At 54.2% G+C, this 15,547-nt stretch carries 14 protein-coding genes and 1 riboswitch; of the genes, 8 read left to right on the forward strand and 6 right to left on the reverse strand.

Annotation, left to right across the window (positions count from 1 at the left end):
- Window positions 1-19: 19 nt before the first annotated feature.
- Window positions 20-1,381, reverse strand: a complete 1,362-nt coding sequence (gene lysC, locus L2097_RS23155) for a lysine-sensitive aspartokinase 3 (protein WP_103280835.1) — start codon at window positions 1,379-1,381, stop codon at window positions 20-22.
- A gap of 114 nt (window positions 1,382-1,495) precedes the next feature.
- A riboswitch (Lysine riboswitch) is annotated at window positions 1,496-1,691 on the reverse strand.
- Between the two features lie 243 nt (window positions 1,692-1,934).
- Between lysC and pgi the strand changes: the two genes are divergently transcribed.
- The 6 genes from pgi to L2097_RS23185 all read left to right on the forward strand — a co-directional run bounded on the left by pgi (window position 1,935) and on the right by L2097_RS23185 (window position 8,300).
- Window positions 1,935-3,581 (forward strand): glucose-6-phosphate isomerase, encoded by a 1,647-nt coding sequence (pgi, locus tag L2097_RS23160; protein ID WP_047372206.1) that lies wholly within the window; start codon window positions 1,935-1,937, stop codon window positions 3,579-3,581.
- A 388-nt stretch (window positions 3,582-3,969) separates the two neighbouring features.
- Complete coding sequence (gene yjbE, locus L2097_RS23165) at window positions 3,970-4,212, forward strand: exopolysaccharide production protein YjbE (protein WP_047372205.1); 243 nt, start codon at window positions 3,970-3,972, stop codon at window positions 4,210-4,212.
- A gap of 65 nt (window positions 4,213-4,277) precedes the next feature.
- Window positions 4,278-4,916 (forward strand): YjbF family lipoprotein, encoded by a 639-nt coding sequence (locus tag L2097_RS23170; protein WP_085005896.1) that lies wholly within the window; start codon window positions 4,278-4,280, stop codon window positions 4,914-4,916.
- The gene (locus tag L2097_RS23175) at window positions 4,913-5,653 is read left to right on the forward strand and encodes a capsule biosynthesis GfcC D2 domain-containing protein (protein ID WP_250353760.1); all 741 of its coding nucleotides are present in this window, start codon (window positions 4,913-4,915) and stop codon (window positions 5,651-5,653) included. The genes L2097_RS23170 and L2097_RS23175 overlap by 4 nt, the downstream gene beginning before the upstream one ends.
- Window positions 5,653-7,749 (forward strand): YjbH domain-containing protein, encoded by a 2,097-nt coding sequence (locus tag L2097_RS23180; protein WP_047372202.1) that lies wholly within the window; start codon window positions 5,653-5,655, stop codon window positions 7,747-7,749. Before L2097_RS23175 ends, L2097_RS23180 begins: the two co-directional genes overlap by 1 nt.
- Window positions 7,750-7,868: 119 nt before the next feature.
- Window positions 7,869-8,300 carry a hypothetical protein gene (locus L2097_RS23185; protein ID WP_250353761.1) on the forward strand — a complete coding sequence of 144 codons (432 nt, stop codon included), beginning with the start codon at window positions 7,869-7,871 and terminating at the stop codon, window positions 8,298-8,300.
- On the opposite strand, the gene L2097_RS23190 is transcribed toward L2097_RS23185, so the two are convergent.
- Together L2097_RS23190 and L2097_RS23195 are read right to left on the reverse strand one after the other, a co-directional pair.
- Window positions 8,295-8,753, reverse strand: coding sequence for an acyltransferase (locus tag L2097_RS23190; protein ID WP_047372201.1), 459 nt, complete (start codon window positions 8,751-8,753; stop codon window positions 8,295-8,297). The two genes, L2097_RS23185 and L2097_RS23190, sit on opposite strands and share 6 nt — an antisense overlap.
- A 9-nt stretch (window positions 8,754-8,762) precedes the next feature.
- On the reverse strand, window positions 8,763-9,275 hold the full coding sequence (locus L2097_RS23195) for a GNAT family N-acetyltransferase (RefSeq protein ID WP_250353762.1): 513 nt from the start codon (window positions 9,273-9,275) through the stop codon (window positions 8,763-8,765).
- Between the two features lie 145 nt (window positions 9,276-9,420).
- Here L2097_RS23195 and psiE point away from each other — a divergent pair, with 145 nt between their 5' ends.
- Window positions 9,421-9,834 (forward strand): phosphate-starvation-inducible protein PsiE, encoded by a 414-nt coding sequence (psiE, locus tag L2097_RS23200; protein WP_250353778.1) that lies wholly within the window; start codon window positions 9,421-9,423, stop codon window positions 9,832-9,834.
- Window positions 9,835-10,172: 338 nt separating this feature from the next.
- Here the strand turns inward: psiE and malG are convergent, their stop codons facing one another.
- The 3 genes from malG to malE all read right to left on the reverse strand — a co-directional run bounded on the left by malG (window position 10,173) and on the right by malE (window position 13,934).
- The gene (gene malG, locus L2097_RS23205; RefSeq protein WP_047373420.1) at window positions 10,173-11,063 is read right to left on the reverse strand and encodes a maltose ABC transporter permease MalG; all 891 of its coding nucleotides are present in this window, start codon (window positions 11,061-11,063) and stop codon (window positions 10,173-10,175) included.
- A 14-nt stretch (window positions 11,064-11,077) separates the two neighbouring features.
- The gene (gene malF, locus L2097_RS23210; protein ID WP_047372199.1) at window positions 11,078-12,622 is read right to left on the reverse strand and encodes a maltose ABC transporter permease MalF; all 1,545 of its coding nucleotides are present in this window, start codon (window positions 12,620-12,622) and stop codon (window positions 11,078-11,080) included.
- 121 nt (window positions 12,623-12,743) lie between these two features.
- Window positions 12,744-13,934, reverse strand: coding sequence for a maltose/maltodextrin ABC transporter substrate-binding protein MalE (malE, locus tag L2097_RS23215; RefSeq protein WP_047372198.1), 1,191 nt, complete (start codon window positions 13,932-13,934; stop codon window positions 12,744-12,746).
- A gap of 369 nt (window positions 13,935-14,303) precedes the next feature.
- Here malE and malK point away from each other — a divergent pair, with 369 nt between their 5' ends.
- Window positions 14,304-15,413 carry a maltose/maltodextrin ABC transporter ATP-binding protein MalK gene (gene malK / locus L2097_RS23220; protein ID WP_047372197.1) on the forward strand — a complete coding sequence of 370 codons (1,110 nt, stop codon included), beginning with the start codon at window positions 14,304-14,306 and terminating at the stop codon, window positions 15,411-15,413.
- The last annotated feature ends 134 nt before the right edge of the window (window positions 15,414-15,547 follow it).

The following is a 15,547-nucleotide window of genomic DNA, read 5'->3' on the forward strand; positions in this document are numbered from 1 at the left end:
GGGGAAACAACGCCTGCGATCACTCGAACAAATTATGATGCAGCTTCTGCACAACCTGCTCTGCTTCGGCGCCCGGCACCAGGAAACACAGGTTGTGGCTGGATGCGCCGTAGCAAATCATGCGAATGTTGAACGGATCCAACACGCCGAAGACCTCTTTGCCAACACCGCAGGCTTTGGACAGGTCATTACCAATGATCGCCACCAGCGCAAGATTCTCTTCCACTTCCACACGGCACAGAGAAGAGAGCTCGGTCAGCAGACCCTGCGTGAGCAGTGTATCGCCCGTCGACGTGGAGCCGGTGGTATCCAGGGTCAGCGCCACGCTCACCTCCGACGTGGTGATCAGGTCAACCGAAATACTGTGGCGCGCCAGAATGCCGAACACTTCCGCCAGGAAGCCACGAGAATGCAACATGTTCAGGCTGTGTAGTGTCAACAGGGTCTGTTTGCGACGTAGCGCCAGCGCGCGGAATAGCGGCGGGTTGCTGGTTTTGTTACACACCAGTGTGCCGCCTGCTTTCGGGTCTTTGCTGGAACCGACAAAGACCGGGATATCGCTACGAACGGCTGGCAACAAGGTCGCCGGATGCAGAACTTTCGCCCCGAAGGTCGCCATTTCAGCGGCTTCTTCAAAGGCAATCTCGTCAATGCGCTTGGCGGCAGGCACCACGCGCGGGTCGGTGGTATAGATGCCGGGGACATCGGTCCAGATATCGACGCGGGTCGCATGCAACGCTTCGCCGAGCAGCGCGGCGGTGTAGTCGCTGCCGCCACGGCCCAGTGTGGTGGTGCGACCTTTCGCTTCACTGCCAATAAAGCCCTGGGTAATGACGATGCCGTCGGCAAGACGTGGGGCGAGTTGCTGAGTCGCCAGCTCTGCGAGCGCGGCTACGTCCGGCTCAGCACGGCCAAAGCGATCGCTGGTACGCATCACTTTACGCACGTCAAACCACTGCGCCTGCACATTGCGTTCACGCAGGATTTCAACAAACAACAGGGTGGACATCAGTTCGCCGTGGCTGACCAGTTCATCGGTTAATGCATTGGAGGTGGCCAGTGAAGCGGCTTCTGCCAGAGTGGTGATATTTTCCAGCAGACGTTCGATCTCTTCGCGAATGACGTTTGGATTGGCCAGACGTTCCAGAATATCGAACTGAATTTTGCGAATCGCATCGAGCTTAACGAAACGCTCAGTCGCCTCCAGCCCTTCGGCAAGCGCAACCAGCAAATTGGTAACACCGGCAGAGGCAGAAAGCACGACCAGACGTACGCTCGCATCGGAAAGCACCACGTCCGCACTGTGGTTCATTGCATCAAAATTTGCCACGCTGGTACCGCCGAATTTGGCGACGACGAGCGGGGAAACGGAGTGACTCATTGTTATAACCTCGTGTCAGGGAAGCCTGGCGTATAACGTCAGACAAAATTATTCAGCCATGGCACAAGGGAAGAGCGAAAAGGGGTAGGCGCAGAGCAAAAGACAACTACGATTACACCCAGAAGTGCTCCACCACTTGTGAAACGCCCGACTGCGAACGTTTCTGGTGACAACTCAAGGGATTCAGCCCCTGTAGCCGATGATGAATGCCGCCATGCAATTCACCACCTCGGCGTTACTCCCCCTCAGGTGTTTTCTTCAGAATGGCTCTTCCAACACCGTACCTGGGTAACGCTCCTCTTCTGGCCCGCGCGCGCGCAGGTAGCGCCCTAATAAATAAAGGCTAGCGGCATCGCTGTCAATGTTACGATTATGCGGATTTTTCATGCAGACGAATCGATTAGAAAAACGCCTTATGTTGGACGTATTTATCGCGTAAAAAGGGTCGTTTTAGCGACGCTGCTGGACAGCGACACAAAAACCATCACAATTTTCATTCGCAGGCGCTACAATCGACCGCAGTCACAATTCTCAAATCAGAAGAGTATTGCTAATGAAAAACATCAACCCAACGCAGACCGCTGCCTGGCAGGCATTACAGAAACACTTTGATGAAATGAAAGACGTTACTATCGCGGATCTGTTCGCGAAAGATGCCGATCGTTTCTCTAAATTCTCCGCGACCTTCGATGATTTAATGCTGGTGGATTTCTCCAAAAACCGCATCACCGAAGAGACCCTGAGCAAACTGCAGGATCTGGCCAAAGAGACCGCTCTGGCCGATGCGATCAAGTCCATGTTCTCCGGTGAGAAAATCAACCGTACCGAAGATCGCGCCGTGCTGCACGTGGCGCTGCGTAACCGTAGCAATACCCCGATTATTGTTGACGGCAAAGATGTGATGCCGGAAGTCAACGCCGTGCTGGAAAAAATGAAAGCGTTCTCCGAAGCGATCATTTCGGGTAGCTGGAAAGGCTATACCGGTAAAGCGATTACCGACGTGGTTAACATCGGTATCGGCGGTTCTGACCTCGGCCCGTTCATGGTGACCGAAGCGCTGCGCCCATACAAAAATCACCTTAACATGCACTTCGTTTCTAACGTCGATGGTACCCATATCGCCGAAGTGCTCAAGAAAGTAAATCCGGAAACCACGCTGTTCCTGGTGGCGTCCAAGACCTTCACCACTCAGGAAACCATGACCAACGCCCACAGTGCGCGTGACTGGTTCCTGGCGACCGCGGGTGATAACAAACATGTGGCGAAACACTTCGCCGCGCTCTCGACCAACGGTAAAGCGGTGGGCGAGTTTGGTATCGACACGGCGAACATGTTTGAGTTCTGGGACTGGGTCGGCGGCCGTTACTCTCTGTGGTCTGCCATCGGCCTGTCTATCATTCTGTCCGTGGGCTTCGACAACTTTGTTGAACTGCTTTCCGGCGCGCATGCGATGGATAAACACTTCTCCACCACCGCACCTGAGAAAAATCTGCCGGTACTGCTGGCGCTGATCGGTATCTGGTACAACAACTTCTTCGGGGCCGAAACCGAAGCGATTCTGCCATACGACCAGTACATGCACCGCTTTGCCGCCTACTTCCAGCAGGGCAACATGGAATCCAACGGGAAATACGTTGACCGTAACGGCAACGCGGTGGATTACCAGACGGGCCCCATTATCTGGGGTGAGCCGGGTACCAACGGTCAGCACGCGTTCTACCAGCTGATTCACCAGGGCACCAAAATGGTTCCTTGCGACTTTATCGCTCCGGCGATTACCCACAACCCGCTGTCCGATCACCATCCGAAACTGCTGTCTAACTTCTTCGCCCAGACCGAAGCATTAGCGTTCGGTAAATCCCGCGACGTGGTTGAGCAAGAATATGCGGACCAGGGTAAAGATCCGAAGACGCTGGAACACGTGGTGCCGTTTAAAGTGTTTGAAGGCAACCGTCCGACCAACTCCATCCTGCTGCGCGAAATTACCCCGTTCAGCCTGGGGGCGTTGATCGCGCTGTATGAGCATAAAATCTTTACCCAGGGCGCGATCCTCAACATCTTTACCTTCGACCAGTGGGGCGTTGAGCTTGGCAAACAGCTGGCTAACCGCATCCTGCCGGAGCTGGGTGATGATAAAGAAGTCAGCAGCCATGACAGTTCCACGAATGGCCTGATTAATCTTTATAAAGCCTGGCGTTAATATCGTTCAGCGATAAGGGTGAACGAAATAGGTAAATTAAAATGCCGACATAACGTCGGCATTTTATTATCGGATAATTCTTGTTGTTCCGTCGTCGACATAATTCTTCATTATGAGGTTATTCTGAAAAAACAGAATATCCAGTTAATTCCTCAGTGTTATTTTCAGATGTTACGTATACTTCTCTATTGCTGAAATATTTGTAACTGTATGAAATACAATATTTTTATTTTAAATTAATATCTGCAATTTATCGATTTTATCCAATTTTCTTAAAACTTCCCGCTGCGTTTCCCATTCGGCAAATAGCCTGCTTTAGTTGTGTATACTCGTTCTCGCCTGTTTATTTTCAGGCAAATCTCCATTCATTCAATGAAGGGAAATTGATATGAAAAAAGCACTGTATGGCATTTTTGCCATTACCGCGCTTGCGGCGACTTCTGCTTTTGCGGCACCGATTGAAGTGGGTGACGCGGCAGGGTCGGCAGCGACGACTGTTTCTGCGGGTAGCTCCTCAGCAACCAGCGTCAGCACCGTAAGTTCTGCGGTGGGTGTTGCCCTTGCGGCAACCGGTGGCGGTGATGGCTCCAATACCGGAACCACGACCACCACGACCACCAGTACTCAATAACGGCGAGTACTTTAATCATAACCACACTTCGGTGTGGTTATTTCGTCCCCCTCTGGAGAAGAGTCGTGAAGCGACCCGCAATCATCCTGATTTGCCTGCTGATTCAGGCCTGTTCATCCACCACCAAAGGGCTGGGCCATTCACTGTGGAACAGCGTGTTCGGCACGCCCGGCGTCCAGTTAACCGAGGACGAAATCCAGAATATGCCCTACGCCAGCCAGTATGTGCAGCTCAATGGCGGACCGCAGCTCTTCGTGGTGCTCGCCTTCTCAGAAGACGGGCTGCAGAAGTGGGCAACACAGGATCAGGCCATTTTCGTTACCCGGCATTATCGCATTGTGAAAACCCTGACCAACGGCGACAACCTGCTGGAGGTGAATAACCTGGCGGCAGACCCGTTAGCCAACCCGAATCAAATTATTGATGGCGCGAGCTGGACCCGCACGATGGGCTGGACGGAGCACAAACAGGTGCGTTACGCGACGGCACGCTCGGTCTTCCACTGGAATGGTTCGGACTCGGTCACGCTGGGCAACGAATCCACCCATGTTCGCATTCTTGATGAAGAGATTACGACGGACCAGACCCACTGGCGTAACCGTTACTGGGTGGACGAAGACGGATTAATTCGTCAGTCGGAACAGTACCTGGGGGCGAACTGGTTCCCGGTCAGAACCACGCTTATCAAGGCGGCGAAATCATGAGGCTCTTATCCGCTAGCGCGTTTTTACTCTGCTGCGCCTCTTCGCTGGCGCAGGCGGCGGGCAACGTCAATGTCTATATCGCAGGCGACAGTAAACCCAAAATACTCACCAACGCGGCGCGTCTGATTGATGTTGTCGGGCAGCCCCGTCTGGCACAAAGCTGGTGGCCCGGAGCCGTCATCAGCGAGCGGCAGGCCACGGCTCTTGAAGAGCAGCGCCAGCAGGCGTTACTGGGCCGCCTTAGCGCGCTGGCCGCCGAGGAAGAGGGCGATGATGCGGCAGCGATAAACAGCCTGTATCGACAGGTTCAGGCGTTGCGTGTGACGGGGCGGCAACAAATCAATCTCGACCCGGATTATGTGCGCATCAAAACGCGTGCTAACCCTCCGCTGGAGGGCGAGTACAGCTTGTGGGTGGGACCCCGACCCACGACTGTCACCGTGGTGGGGCTGGTGAGCCAACCGGGTAAAAAGCCCTTTACGCCAGGGCGTGATGTGGTGAGTTACCTCGATGAGATGAGTTTGCTGAGCGGGGCGGAAAAAAGCGATGCCTGGCTGATTTATCCCAATGGTCGGACAGAGAAAGTGCCGGTGGCGTACTGGAACCGACGCCATGTTGAACCTATGCCAGGCAGCGTGATTTTTGTCGGCTTCGCTCCAGCGTTATGGGGCGATCGCTACGAAGTGCTGAACGCTGACATTCTTCGCTTACTGACGCATCGGATACCGGAAGAATAATGAAAAAATCGTTTGTCATCAGTGTCCTGGCGCTAAGTGTGAGTGCCGCCTGCCAGGCTGAAACGTATCCGGCACCTGTTGGGCCCTCGCAATCGGATTTTGGTGGCGCAGGGCTGTTGCAAACGCCTACAGCCCGTATGGCGCCTGCGGGGGAAATCAGCCTCAATTATCGCGATAACGACCAGTACCGCTACTACTCAGGCTCAATGCAGCTTTTCCCGTGGCTGGAAACCACACTGCGTTATACCGATGTTCGAACCCGCAAATACAGCAGCGTGGAGGCCTTCTCCGGAGATCAGTCGTACAAAGATAAAGCTTTCGATCTGAAAGTACGTTTATGGGAAGAGGGATACTGGCTGCCGCAGGTGGCGGTTGGCGCGCGCGATATCGGTGGTACCGGCCTGTTTGACGGTGAGTACATTGTGGCAAACAAAGCCTGGGGCCCCTTTGATTTCTCTCTCGGGCTTGGCTGGGGATATCTGGGCACCTCTGGCAATATCAAAAACCCGCTTTGTACCTATAAACAAAAATTCTGCTATCGCGATAACAGCTATAACCAGGCGGGCTCTGTGGATGCCAGCCAGATGTTCCATGGCCCGACCGCGCTTTTCGGCGGGGTGGAATACCAGACGCCCTGGCAACCGCTGCGTCTGAAACTGGAATATGAAGGCAATAACTATCAGCAGGACTTTGCCGGTAAGCTACCGCAAAAGAGTAAGTTTAACATCGGCGCGATTTATCGGGTGACGGACTGGGCCGACGTTAACCTGAGCTATGAGCGTGGGAATACCGTGATGTTTGGTTTTACCCTGCGCAATAATTTCAATGAGTTGCGTCCGAACTACAACGATAACTCACGTCCGAAGTATCAGCCGCAGCCCCAGGATGCCATTCTTCAGCACTCCGTCGTGGCCAATCAATTGACCTTGCTCAAGTACAATGCCGGGTTTGCCAATCCACAAATTCAGGTGAAAGGCGACACGCTCTACGTGACCGGAGAACAGGTGAAATACCGTGACTCCCAGGAAGGCGTGATACGCGCAAATCGCATCATCATGAACGATTTGCCGGAGGGTATCCGCACGATCCGCGTGACGGAAAACCGTCTGAATATGCCGCAGGTCACCACCGAAACCGATGTTGCCAGCCTGCAGCGTCACCTTGAAGGCGAACCGCTGGGTCAGGAAACGCAACTGGTGCAACAGCGCGTTGAGCCGATTGTGCCGGATTCGCCGGAACAGGGCTGGTATATCGAGAAGTCGAGCTTTGATTTCCACATCGACCCGGTGTTAAACCAGTCCGTTGGTGGTCCGGAAAGTTTCTACATGTACCAGCTTGGGGCGATGGCGACCGCAGACTGGTGGCTGAGCGATCATCTGCTGACAACCGGCAGCCTGTTCGCCAACATCGCTAACAACTACGACAAATTTAATTACACCAATCCGCCGCCGGATTCAAAACTGCCACGTGTGCGTACCCGCGTGCGTGAGTATGTGCAAAATGATGTCTACGTGAACAACCTGCAGGCCAACTACTTCCAGTACATGGGCAACAATTTCTATGGTCAGGTGTACGCCGGTTATCTGGAAACGATGTACGGTGGCGCGGGTGCGGAGGTGTTATGGCGTCCGGTTGACAGCAACTGGGCCTTCGGTATTGACGCCAACTACGTGAAACAGCGTGACTGGCGCAGCGCGCAGGACATGATGAAGTTTACGGATTATAGCGTTAAAACCGGGCACTTAACGGCCTACTGGACACCCCCGTTCGCCCAGGATGTGCTGATCAAAGCGAGTGTCGGGCAATATCTGGCGGGTGATAAAGGCGGCACCCTGGAAGTGGCTAAACATTTCGACAGCGGGGTGGTTGTCGGGACGTATGCCACTATCACCAACGTGTCGCCGAAAGAGTACGGGGAGGGAGATTTTACCAAAGGGGTGTATGTCTCTATTCCTATGGATCTCTTCACTTCCGGCGCCACCCGCAGTCGTGCGGCCGTGGGCTGGACGCCGCTGACGCGTGATGGCGGACAAATGCTGGGACGTAAGTTTGATCTTTACAGTATGACCAGCGATAAAAGTTTGAATTTCCGTTAATTCCCGGATGCGGCGCAAACGCCTTATCCGGGCTACGACTGGGTGTATAGCCCCGGTAAGCGCAGCGCCACCGGGGGATTCCCGGATGCGGCACAAACGCCTTATGCGGCTACGACTGGGTGTATAGTCCCGGTAAGCGCAGCGCCACCGGGGGATTCCCGGATGCGGCGCAAACGCCTTATCCGGGCTACGACCGGGTGTGTAGCCCCGGTAAGCGCAGCGCCACCGGGGGATTCCCGGATGCGGCACAAACGCCTTATGCGGGCTACGACCGGGTGTGTAGCCCCGGTAAGCGCAGCGCCACCGGGGGATTCCCGGATGCGGCGCAAACGCCTTATGCGGGCTACGACCGGGTGTGTAGCCCCGGCAAGCGCAGCGCCACCGGGGGATTCCCGGATGCGGCGCAAACGCCTTATCCAGGCTACGACTGGGTGTGTTGCCCCGGTAAGCGCAGCGCCACCGGGGGATTCCTGGATGCGGCACAAACGCCTTATGCGGGCAACGACTGGGCGTGTAGCCCCGGTAAGCGCAGCGCCACCGGGGGGCTATAATCGCCGCAACAGCCTCGCCGGATTGCCTGCGTAAACCCCTTTCTCGGTAATCGATTTTGTAACCACGCTACCAGCGCCAATCACCACGCCATCGCAAAGGGTCACCGCCAGAATAGTGGCGCCGCTGCCAATCGACACGTCATTACCCACCACGATCCTGCCCCAGCTTTCCCTGTCCGGGTTGGGTTTGCCTTCCCGGAACATATCATTAGCGAACATCACGCCATGGCCGATAAAACAGCGCTCGCCAATGGTCACGTATTCACAGATAAAACTGTGAGACTGGATTTTGCTGCCCTTACCGATTTTCGAATGTCCCTGAATTTCAACAAAAGGTCCGATGAAAACGTCTTCTGCCAGTTCACAGTCATACAGGTTCACCGGGTCATAAATCACCACGTTTTCGCCGCATATCACGTTACGGATGGTCGCCTGCCGAATATTCGCACTCATCACAGCTCCTTAAATGGCCTTGCCCAGAATATGCAGCGTGCTCTGCTGCGAGGCGGTACTGAAGACGGTATCACGCAGATGTTGAAAACCATGGCGTTCATAGAATCGACGGGCCTGCGGGTTGGCATCCAGCACTTCCAGCCAAAGAAAATGTTCACCATGCGCCCGCGCGCGACGGATGACCTCCTGGATAACCTGTTCCCCATAACCTTTGCCGGTCGCCTGCGGCAAAAAATAGAGTTTATGCAGTAGCGTCCCTGACGGGCCCTGGGGGCCAGCGGCAGCATGCCAGCTAAATTTGGCAAAGCCGACCGGGATACCGTCAGAAAGAGCGATCAGCCAGCAGCATCGCTTGTCCTGCACACTCTGCTGCAAAACGGGCAGCGCATATTCCTGTGCGAGAAAATTCGCCAGTTCATCTTTTTCCTGCCACAAATGGGCGAAATGATAGGTGTAGCTGGCGTACGCCATATCATGGAGCCGTTCGGCATCATCAACCTGCGCCTTACAGATTGTAAGCATTAGATTTGTCACTCCCTGTTTGCATGCTTGCAGGGGGATATGTCATCACGAGAAAGCACAAAATATAAGCAAAAAATCTAGATCTGGATCACATTTTTGCGTTATACAGAAAGCTCGCCACAGAGAATGAGGTGCCGGTATGACAATGCCATCGCTAACTGTTCGTCCACGCGTTGAGTTTATCTCCACCGTTCTCCAGACCGTGCTGAATCTGGGTTTGTTGAGTCTTGGCATGATTCTGGTTGTCTTTCTGGGTAAGGAGACGCTGCATCTGGCGGATGTCCTTTTCGCGCCTGAACAAACCAGCAAGTATGCGCTGGTGGAAGGGCTGGTGGTTTACTTTCTCTACTTTGAATTTATCGCACTGATTGTGAAGTACTTTCAGTCCGGTTTTCACTTCCCGCTACGTTATTTTATCTACATTGGGATCACCGCGATTGTGCGGCTGATCATCGTCGATCATAAATCCCCGATGGATGTGCTGATTTATTCGGGCGCGATCCTGCTGTTAGTGATCACTCTTTGGCTGTGTAACTCTAAGCGACTGAAACGCGAGTAAAAAAATGGCGCTCCGGGGAGCGCCTAACAACAGTCACAAGTTAACTCGTCATACTTCGTGTTGCAGGTGCGTTGGCGGCGCTCGTTTACCCCAGTCACTTACTTCAGTAAGCTCCCGGGGATGCTCTCTCTTGCCGCCTTCCTGCAACCCGAATTATTTAGAGTTTCGGGTCAATATTCCAATGAGGACTACAGTGGCATATATACTCGTCATACTTCACGTTGCAGATGCGTTGGCTACACTCGTTCACCTCGGTCACTTACTCCAGTAAGCTCCCGGGGACTCTCTCATTTGCCGCCTTCCTGCCACGCGAATTATTTAGAGTATGACGATAAAAATTAACCTTTTACACCGCCCGCGGTGAGGCCGTTAACCAGCCAGCGCTGCGCAAGCAGAAAGACAACCGTAATCGGAATGGCTGACAGCACCGCTGCTGCCGCAAAGTCGCCCCACAGATAGTTTTGCGGGTTGAGATATTGCTGCATGCCAACGGCCAGGGTGTAGCTGTTGACATCGCGCAGTAGCAACGATGCTACGGGTACTTCGGTGATTGCAGCGATAAACGACAGGATGAACACTACCGCCAGAATCGGCACCGACAGCGGTAACAGTACCAGACGGAATGCCTGCCACGGCGTCGCGCCATCCAGCGCAGCCGCTTCCTCCAGCGAGTTGTCGATGGTTTCGAAATAACCTTTAATCGTCCAGACGTGCAGGGCGATGCCGCCCATATAGGCGAAAATAACCCCGCCGTGGGTGTTCAGGCCGATAAACGGAAGGTACTGGCCCAGACGGTCAAACAGGGCGTACAGGGCAACCAGCGACAATACCGCCGGGAACATCTGGAAAATCAGCATCCCTTTCAACAGCGTCGCTTTGCCGGGAAAGCGCATACGGGCAAAGGCATAGGCGCAGGTCGTCGAGAGCGCTACCACACCAATGGCGGTAATCGCGGCGATCTTGATGGAGTTCCACAACCACAGCAGCACCGGGAAGGGGGGAGGCGTTACGCGACCATCGGCGTGCTCCACGCTAAAGCCCAGCGCCAGTTTCCAGTGCTCCCACGAGATGCTTTCCGGAATCAGACTCCCGGTGGCGAAATTACCTTCGCGCAGAGAGATAGTGACCACCATCAGCAGCGGGAACATGATTGCGGCGATGAACACCAGCAATAATAAATGGGTAACGAATAACCTTAACTTTTGCGATTTCGCCTGGACCATAGCCATAATCATCGCCCTCCTTAATCAAATTTCATGCGTGTGGCTTTCAGATTGACGATGGCAAGCACGCCAACCAGCAAGAAAATCAGCGTGGCGATAGCGGCGGCGAGGCCAAAATCTTGCCCACCGCCACCTTCAAAGGCAATGCGGTAGGTGTAGCTGACCAACAGGTCGGTGTAGCCCGCAGGCGTGGTGGTGCCGATACGATCCGGGCCACCGTTAGTCAACAACTGAATCAACACGAAGTTATTAAAGTTAAAGGCGAAACTGGCAATCATCAGCGGCGTGAGCGGCTTGATCAGCAGCGGCAAAGTGATGCGGAAAAAGTTCTGGAACGGCCCGGCGCCATCCATTGCCGAGGCTTCATACAAATCGTCCGGAATCGCTTTCAGCAGCCCCATGCACAGAATCATCATGTACGGATAACCGAGCCAGGTGTTGACGATAATGATCATCGAACGTGCCGTGGTCGGGTCGCTAAACCACGCCGGTTTGATGCCAAACAGCGCGCTCAGCATCATGTTGATCTCACCGAAGCTCTGGTTAAACAGCCCCTTGAAGATCAGAATCGAGATAAACGACGGTACGGCGTAAGGCAGAATCAGCAGGACGCGGTAGATGGCCTTGCCTTTCAGCGATTCCCACTGCACCAGACAGGCCAGCACCATGCCGACGGCAACGGTCAACACGACGGTTAGCAGCGAGAAGACCACCGTCCAGACGAAAATCTCAATAAACGGTTTCTGGATACCTTCATCGGTAAAGACGCGCATGAAGTTATCCCAGCCAATGGTCACGGTGTATCCCGGACTGAGCTTTTCATCACCCCAGCTGTTATCGGCGTTAACCGCCTGGTAGAAACCCAGACTGTTATTAGGACGGTATTTCACACCACTCTGCTTGTTGGTGAGCGTGCCGTCCTCCGCCATGCTGTACAGCGGCGTGGTACCTGAGAACTGACGCAGCGAACTCATCACAACATTGCTGTTATCTGGCAACACGGCGGTCAGCTGGTTGAGCGCGGTGCGGTTTTGTGTGACGTCACGCAGGGTGCCACGTTCACCCGCAGGTAGGGCATCCGTCTCTTTTAAGACGATTTTTTGCTCGCCCCCGAGTTTAAAGGCGTCCGAAAGAAAGTTTTTGCCGCTTTCACCGTCGGTCAGCGCCAGTCGCCAGCTTCCCTCTGACGGGAAAAGGGTAAAGTTATAGGTTTTGCCCGCCTGATAAGAGCGGTCCATCAGCACCTGCTGCGCGCGTTCTTGCGTGAGCTGGTGGGTACTACTGTAGTTAGTAAACGCAATGGCGATGGTACAAATCAACGGGAACAGGACAAACAGCCCCATCCCTGCCAGGCCCGGATAAACATAACGCCAGGCGTAGGTTTTACGGTTAGCGAAGATGTACAGGCCAGCCGAGCTCAGGATCAGCGTCGTGATGGCGAAAAGGTATTCCCCTTGTGCGTACATTAAAACTACAAGGTATCCCACCAGTAAGCCTAGCAGACCTATCACTGACCATTTCAGCGCGTCGCTTTGCCACCAGTGCTTCTTTTTAATGACATCCATGGGGATCTTCCTCTACAACAATTAAACAACCCTCACCCCAACCCTCTCCCTGAGGGAGAGGTGGTGGTTTTCTCCTTCTCCGTTGAGGGAGAAGGCCGGGATGAGGGGGGAACAGCCTGACTTACTTCGTAATACGGCCCTGTGCGTCTTTCAGCGCGGCATCGACAGTCTGACGACCGCTCACAGCGTTGATAACCGCGGTGCGGGTGGCGTACCAGAAGGCGGCCATCTGCGGGATGTTCGGCATGATTTCGCCTTTCTGGGCGTTATCCATCGTTGCCGCAATACGTGGGTCTTTCGCTAACTGCTCCTGGAAGGATTTCAGCGCTACTGCACCGAGCGGTTTGTCTTTATTCACTTCTTCCAGGCCCTGATCGGTAATCAGGTAGTTTTCCAGAAACTCTTTTGCCAGTTCTTTGTTCGGGCTGGCGGCGTTAATACCGGCGCTCAGCACGCCAACGAACGGTTTGGACGCTTTGCCTTTAAAAGTTGGCAAAGAGGTTACGCCGTAGTTGATTTTGCTCTTATCAATGTTGCCCCACGCCCATGGACCGTTGATGGTCAGCGCAGTCTCGCCTTTGTTAAACGCGGCTTCGGCGATGGAGTAATCCGTATCCGCATTCATATGTTTGTCTTTGATGAGTTTGACCAGGAAACCCAGACCTGCTTTCGCGCCTGCGCTGTCCACGCCGACGTCTTTCACGTCATATTTACCGTTTTCAAACTTGAAGGCATAACCGCCATCAGCAGCAATCAGCGGCCAGGTGAAGTACGGTTCTTGCAGGTTGAACATCAGCGCGCTCTTACCTTTCGCTTTCAGCTCTTTATCCAGCGCGGGGATCTCTTCCCAGGTTTTAGGTGGGTTCGGCACCAGATCTTTGTTGTAAATCAGTGAGAGGGATTCCACGGCGACCGGGTAGGCGATCAACTTGCCGTTATAACGCACTGCATCCCAGGTGAACGGGAATAACTTGTCCTGGAAGGCTTTATCCGGGGTCACTTCTGCCAGCAGGCCAGACTGCGCGTAGCCGCCAAAACGGTCATGGGCCCAGAAAATAATGTCCGGGCCATCACCGGTGGCCGCAACTTGCGGGAATTTCTCTTCCAGCTTATCCGGGTGCTCAACGGTGACCTTAATACCGGTATCTTTCTCGAATTTTTTACCCACTTCGGCCAGGCCGTTATAGCCTTTGTCGCCGTTGATCCAGATAACCAGCTTACCTTCTTCAATCTTTGCGAGGGCAGAAGCGGAGAACATCATCGTCGTCAGTGCGGACAATGCGAGGATGCGTGCGCCTGTTTTGAATTTCATATATCCCGTCCTTTAGGTGATGTGCTCGTGGATATGTTTGGTGGTCTAACGGGGTGTAGTCTCCTTTGTTGGCAAGCGCTTCTCATCCTCCTCAAACCTACGCCCCCGGGGGTATTTGTGTGATCTCTGTTACATAAAGTTTCTTTATGTGTGTCAGCGCACATAAAAAACCACCGATTTTTGCCGCCTGCGTCACGAAAATCGCCCTGGCCTCCGGCGCCCCGGGGCAGACTCGTCCCTCTCATCCTCCCGTCTCCTCCCCCATAAAAAAGCGAGGGGGTGGAGGATTCGCCAGCGTTATCAATAGCCCATAGTCAGCCCATCTTGAATGTTTCTGTAAGTGACAGGTTGTAACGAAGGGAGAAGGGCATGGCGAGCGTACAGCTGCGGAATGTAACGAAAGCCTGGGGCGATGTGGTGGTGTCAAAAGACATCAATCTCGACATCCACGAAGGAGAGTTCGTGGTGTTTGTCGGTCCGTCAGGCTGTGGGAAGTCGACGCTGCTGCGCATGATTGCGGGTCTGGAAACCATTACCAGCGGCGATTTGTTTATTGGCGATGCCCGCATGAACGATATCCCGCCCGCCGAGCGCGGCGTGGGCATGGTGTTTCAGTCTTACGCACTCTATCCCCACCTTTCCGTGGCGGAGAACATGTCATTTGGCTTAAAGCTGGCCGGGGCGAAAAAAGAGGTCATTAACCAGCGAGTAACGCAGGTAGCAGAAGTCCTGCAACTGGCGCATTTACTGGAGCGTAAACCGAAAGCCTTGTCTGGCGGTCAGCGTCAGCGTGTGGCGATTGGCCGTACGCTGGTGGCGGAACCGCGCGTTTTTCTGCTGGATGAACCGTTATCCAACCTTGATGCCGCACTGCGTGTACAGATGCGTATCGAGATTTCACGCCTGCATAAGCGTCTGGGTCGCACGATGATTTACGTCACCCATGATCAGGTGGAAGCGATGACGCTGGCCGACAAAATTGTGGTGCTGGACGCTGGTCGCGTCGCTCAAGTGGGCAAACCGCTTGAGCTTTACCACTACCCATCAGACCGCTTTGTCGCCGGGTTTATTGGTTCGCCAAAAATGAATTTCCTGCCGGTGAAGGTTACCGCTACCGCCATTGAACAAGTCCAGGTCGAGTTGCCTAACCGCCAGCAGGTCTGGCTGCCTGTCGACAGCGCCAATGTGCAGGTCGGCAGCAATATGTCACTCGGTATTCGCCCTGAACACTTGCTGCCCAGCGACATCGCCGATGTCACCCTGGAAGGTGAGGTTCAGGTCGTTGAACAGCTCGGTCACGAAACACAAATTCACATCCAGATCCCCGCCATCCGTCAAAACCTGGTCTACCGCCAGAATGACGTGGTGTTGGTAGAAGAGGGGGCCACATTCGCTATCGGTCTGCCACCGGAGCGCTGTCATCTTTTCCGTGAAGATGGCACCGCCTGTCGTCGGTTGCATAAAGAGCCGGGCGTTTAAGGTCTCCCATTAAAAAAGCAAAACGCTAAACCATTCGCGACGGCATCGACGCGGTAAGCGAATGACAAATTCGTCAGGAACGAATTTGAACAGCCGAAGGCTGCCTTCGGTGAGGGACAGGGATGTCCTTCCTT

Source organism: Citrobacter sp. MNAZ 1397, from assembly GCF_023613995.1.
In the GTDB taxonomy this organism is placed as follows: domain Bacteria; phylum Pseudomonadota; class Gammaproteobacteria; order Enterobacterales; family Enterobacteriaceae; genus Phytobacter; species Phytobacter ursingii.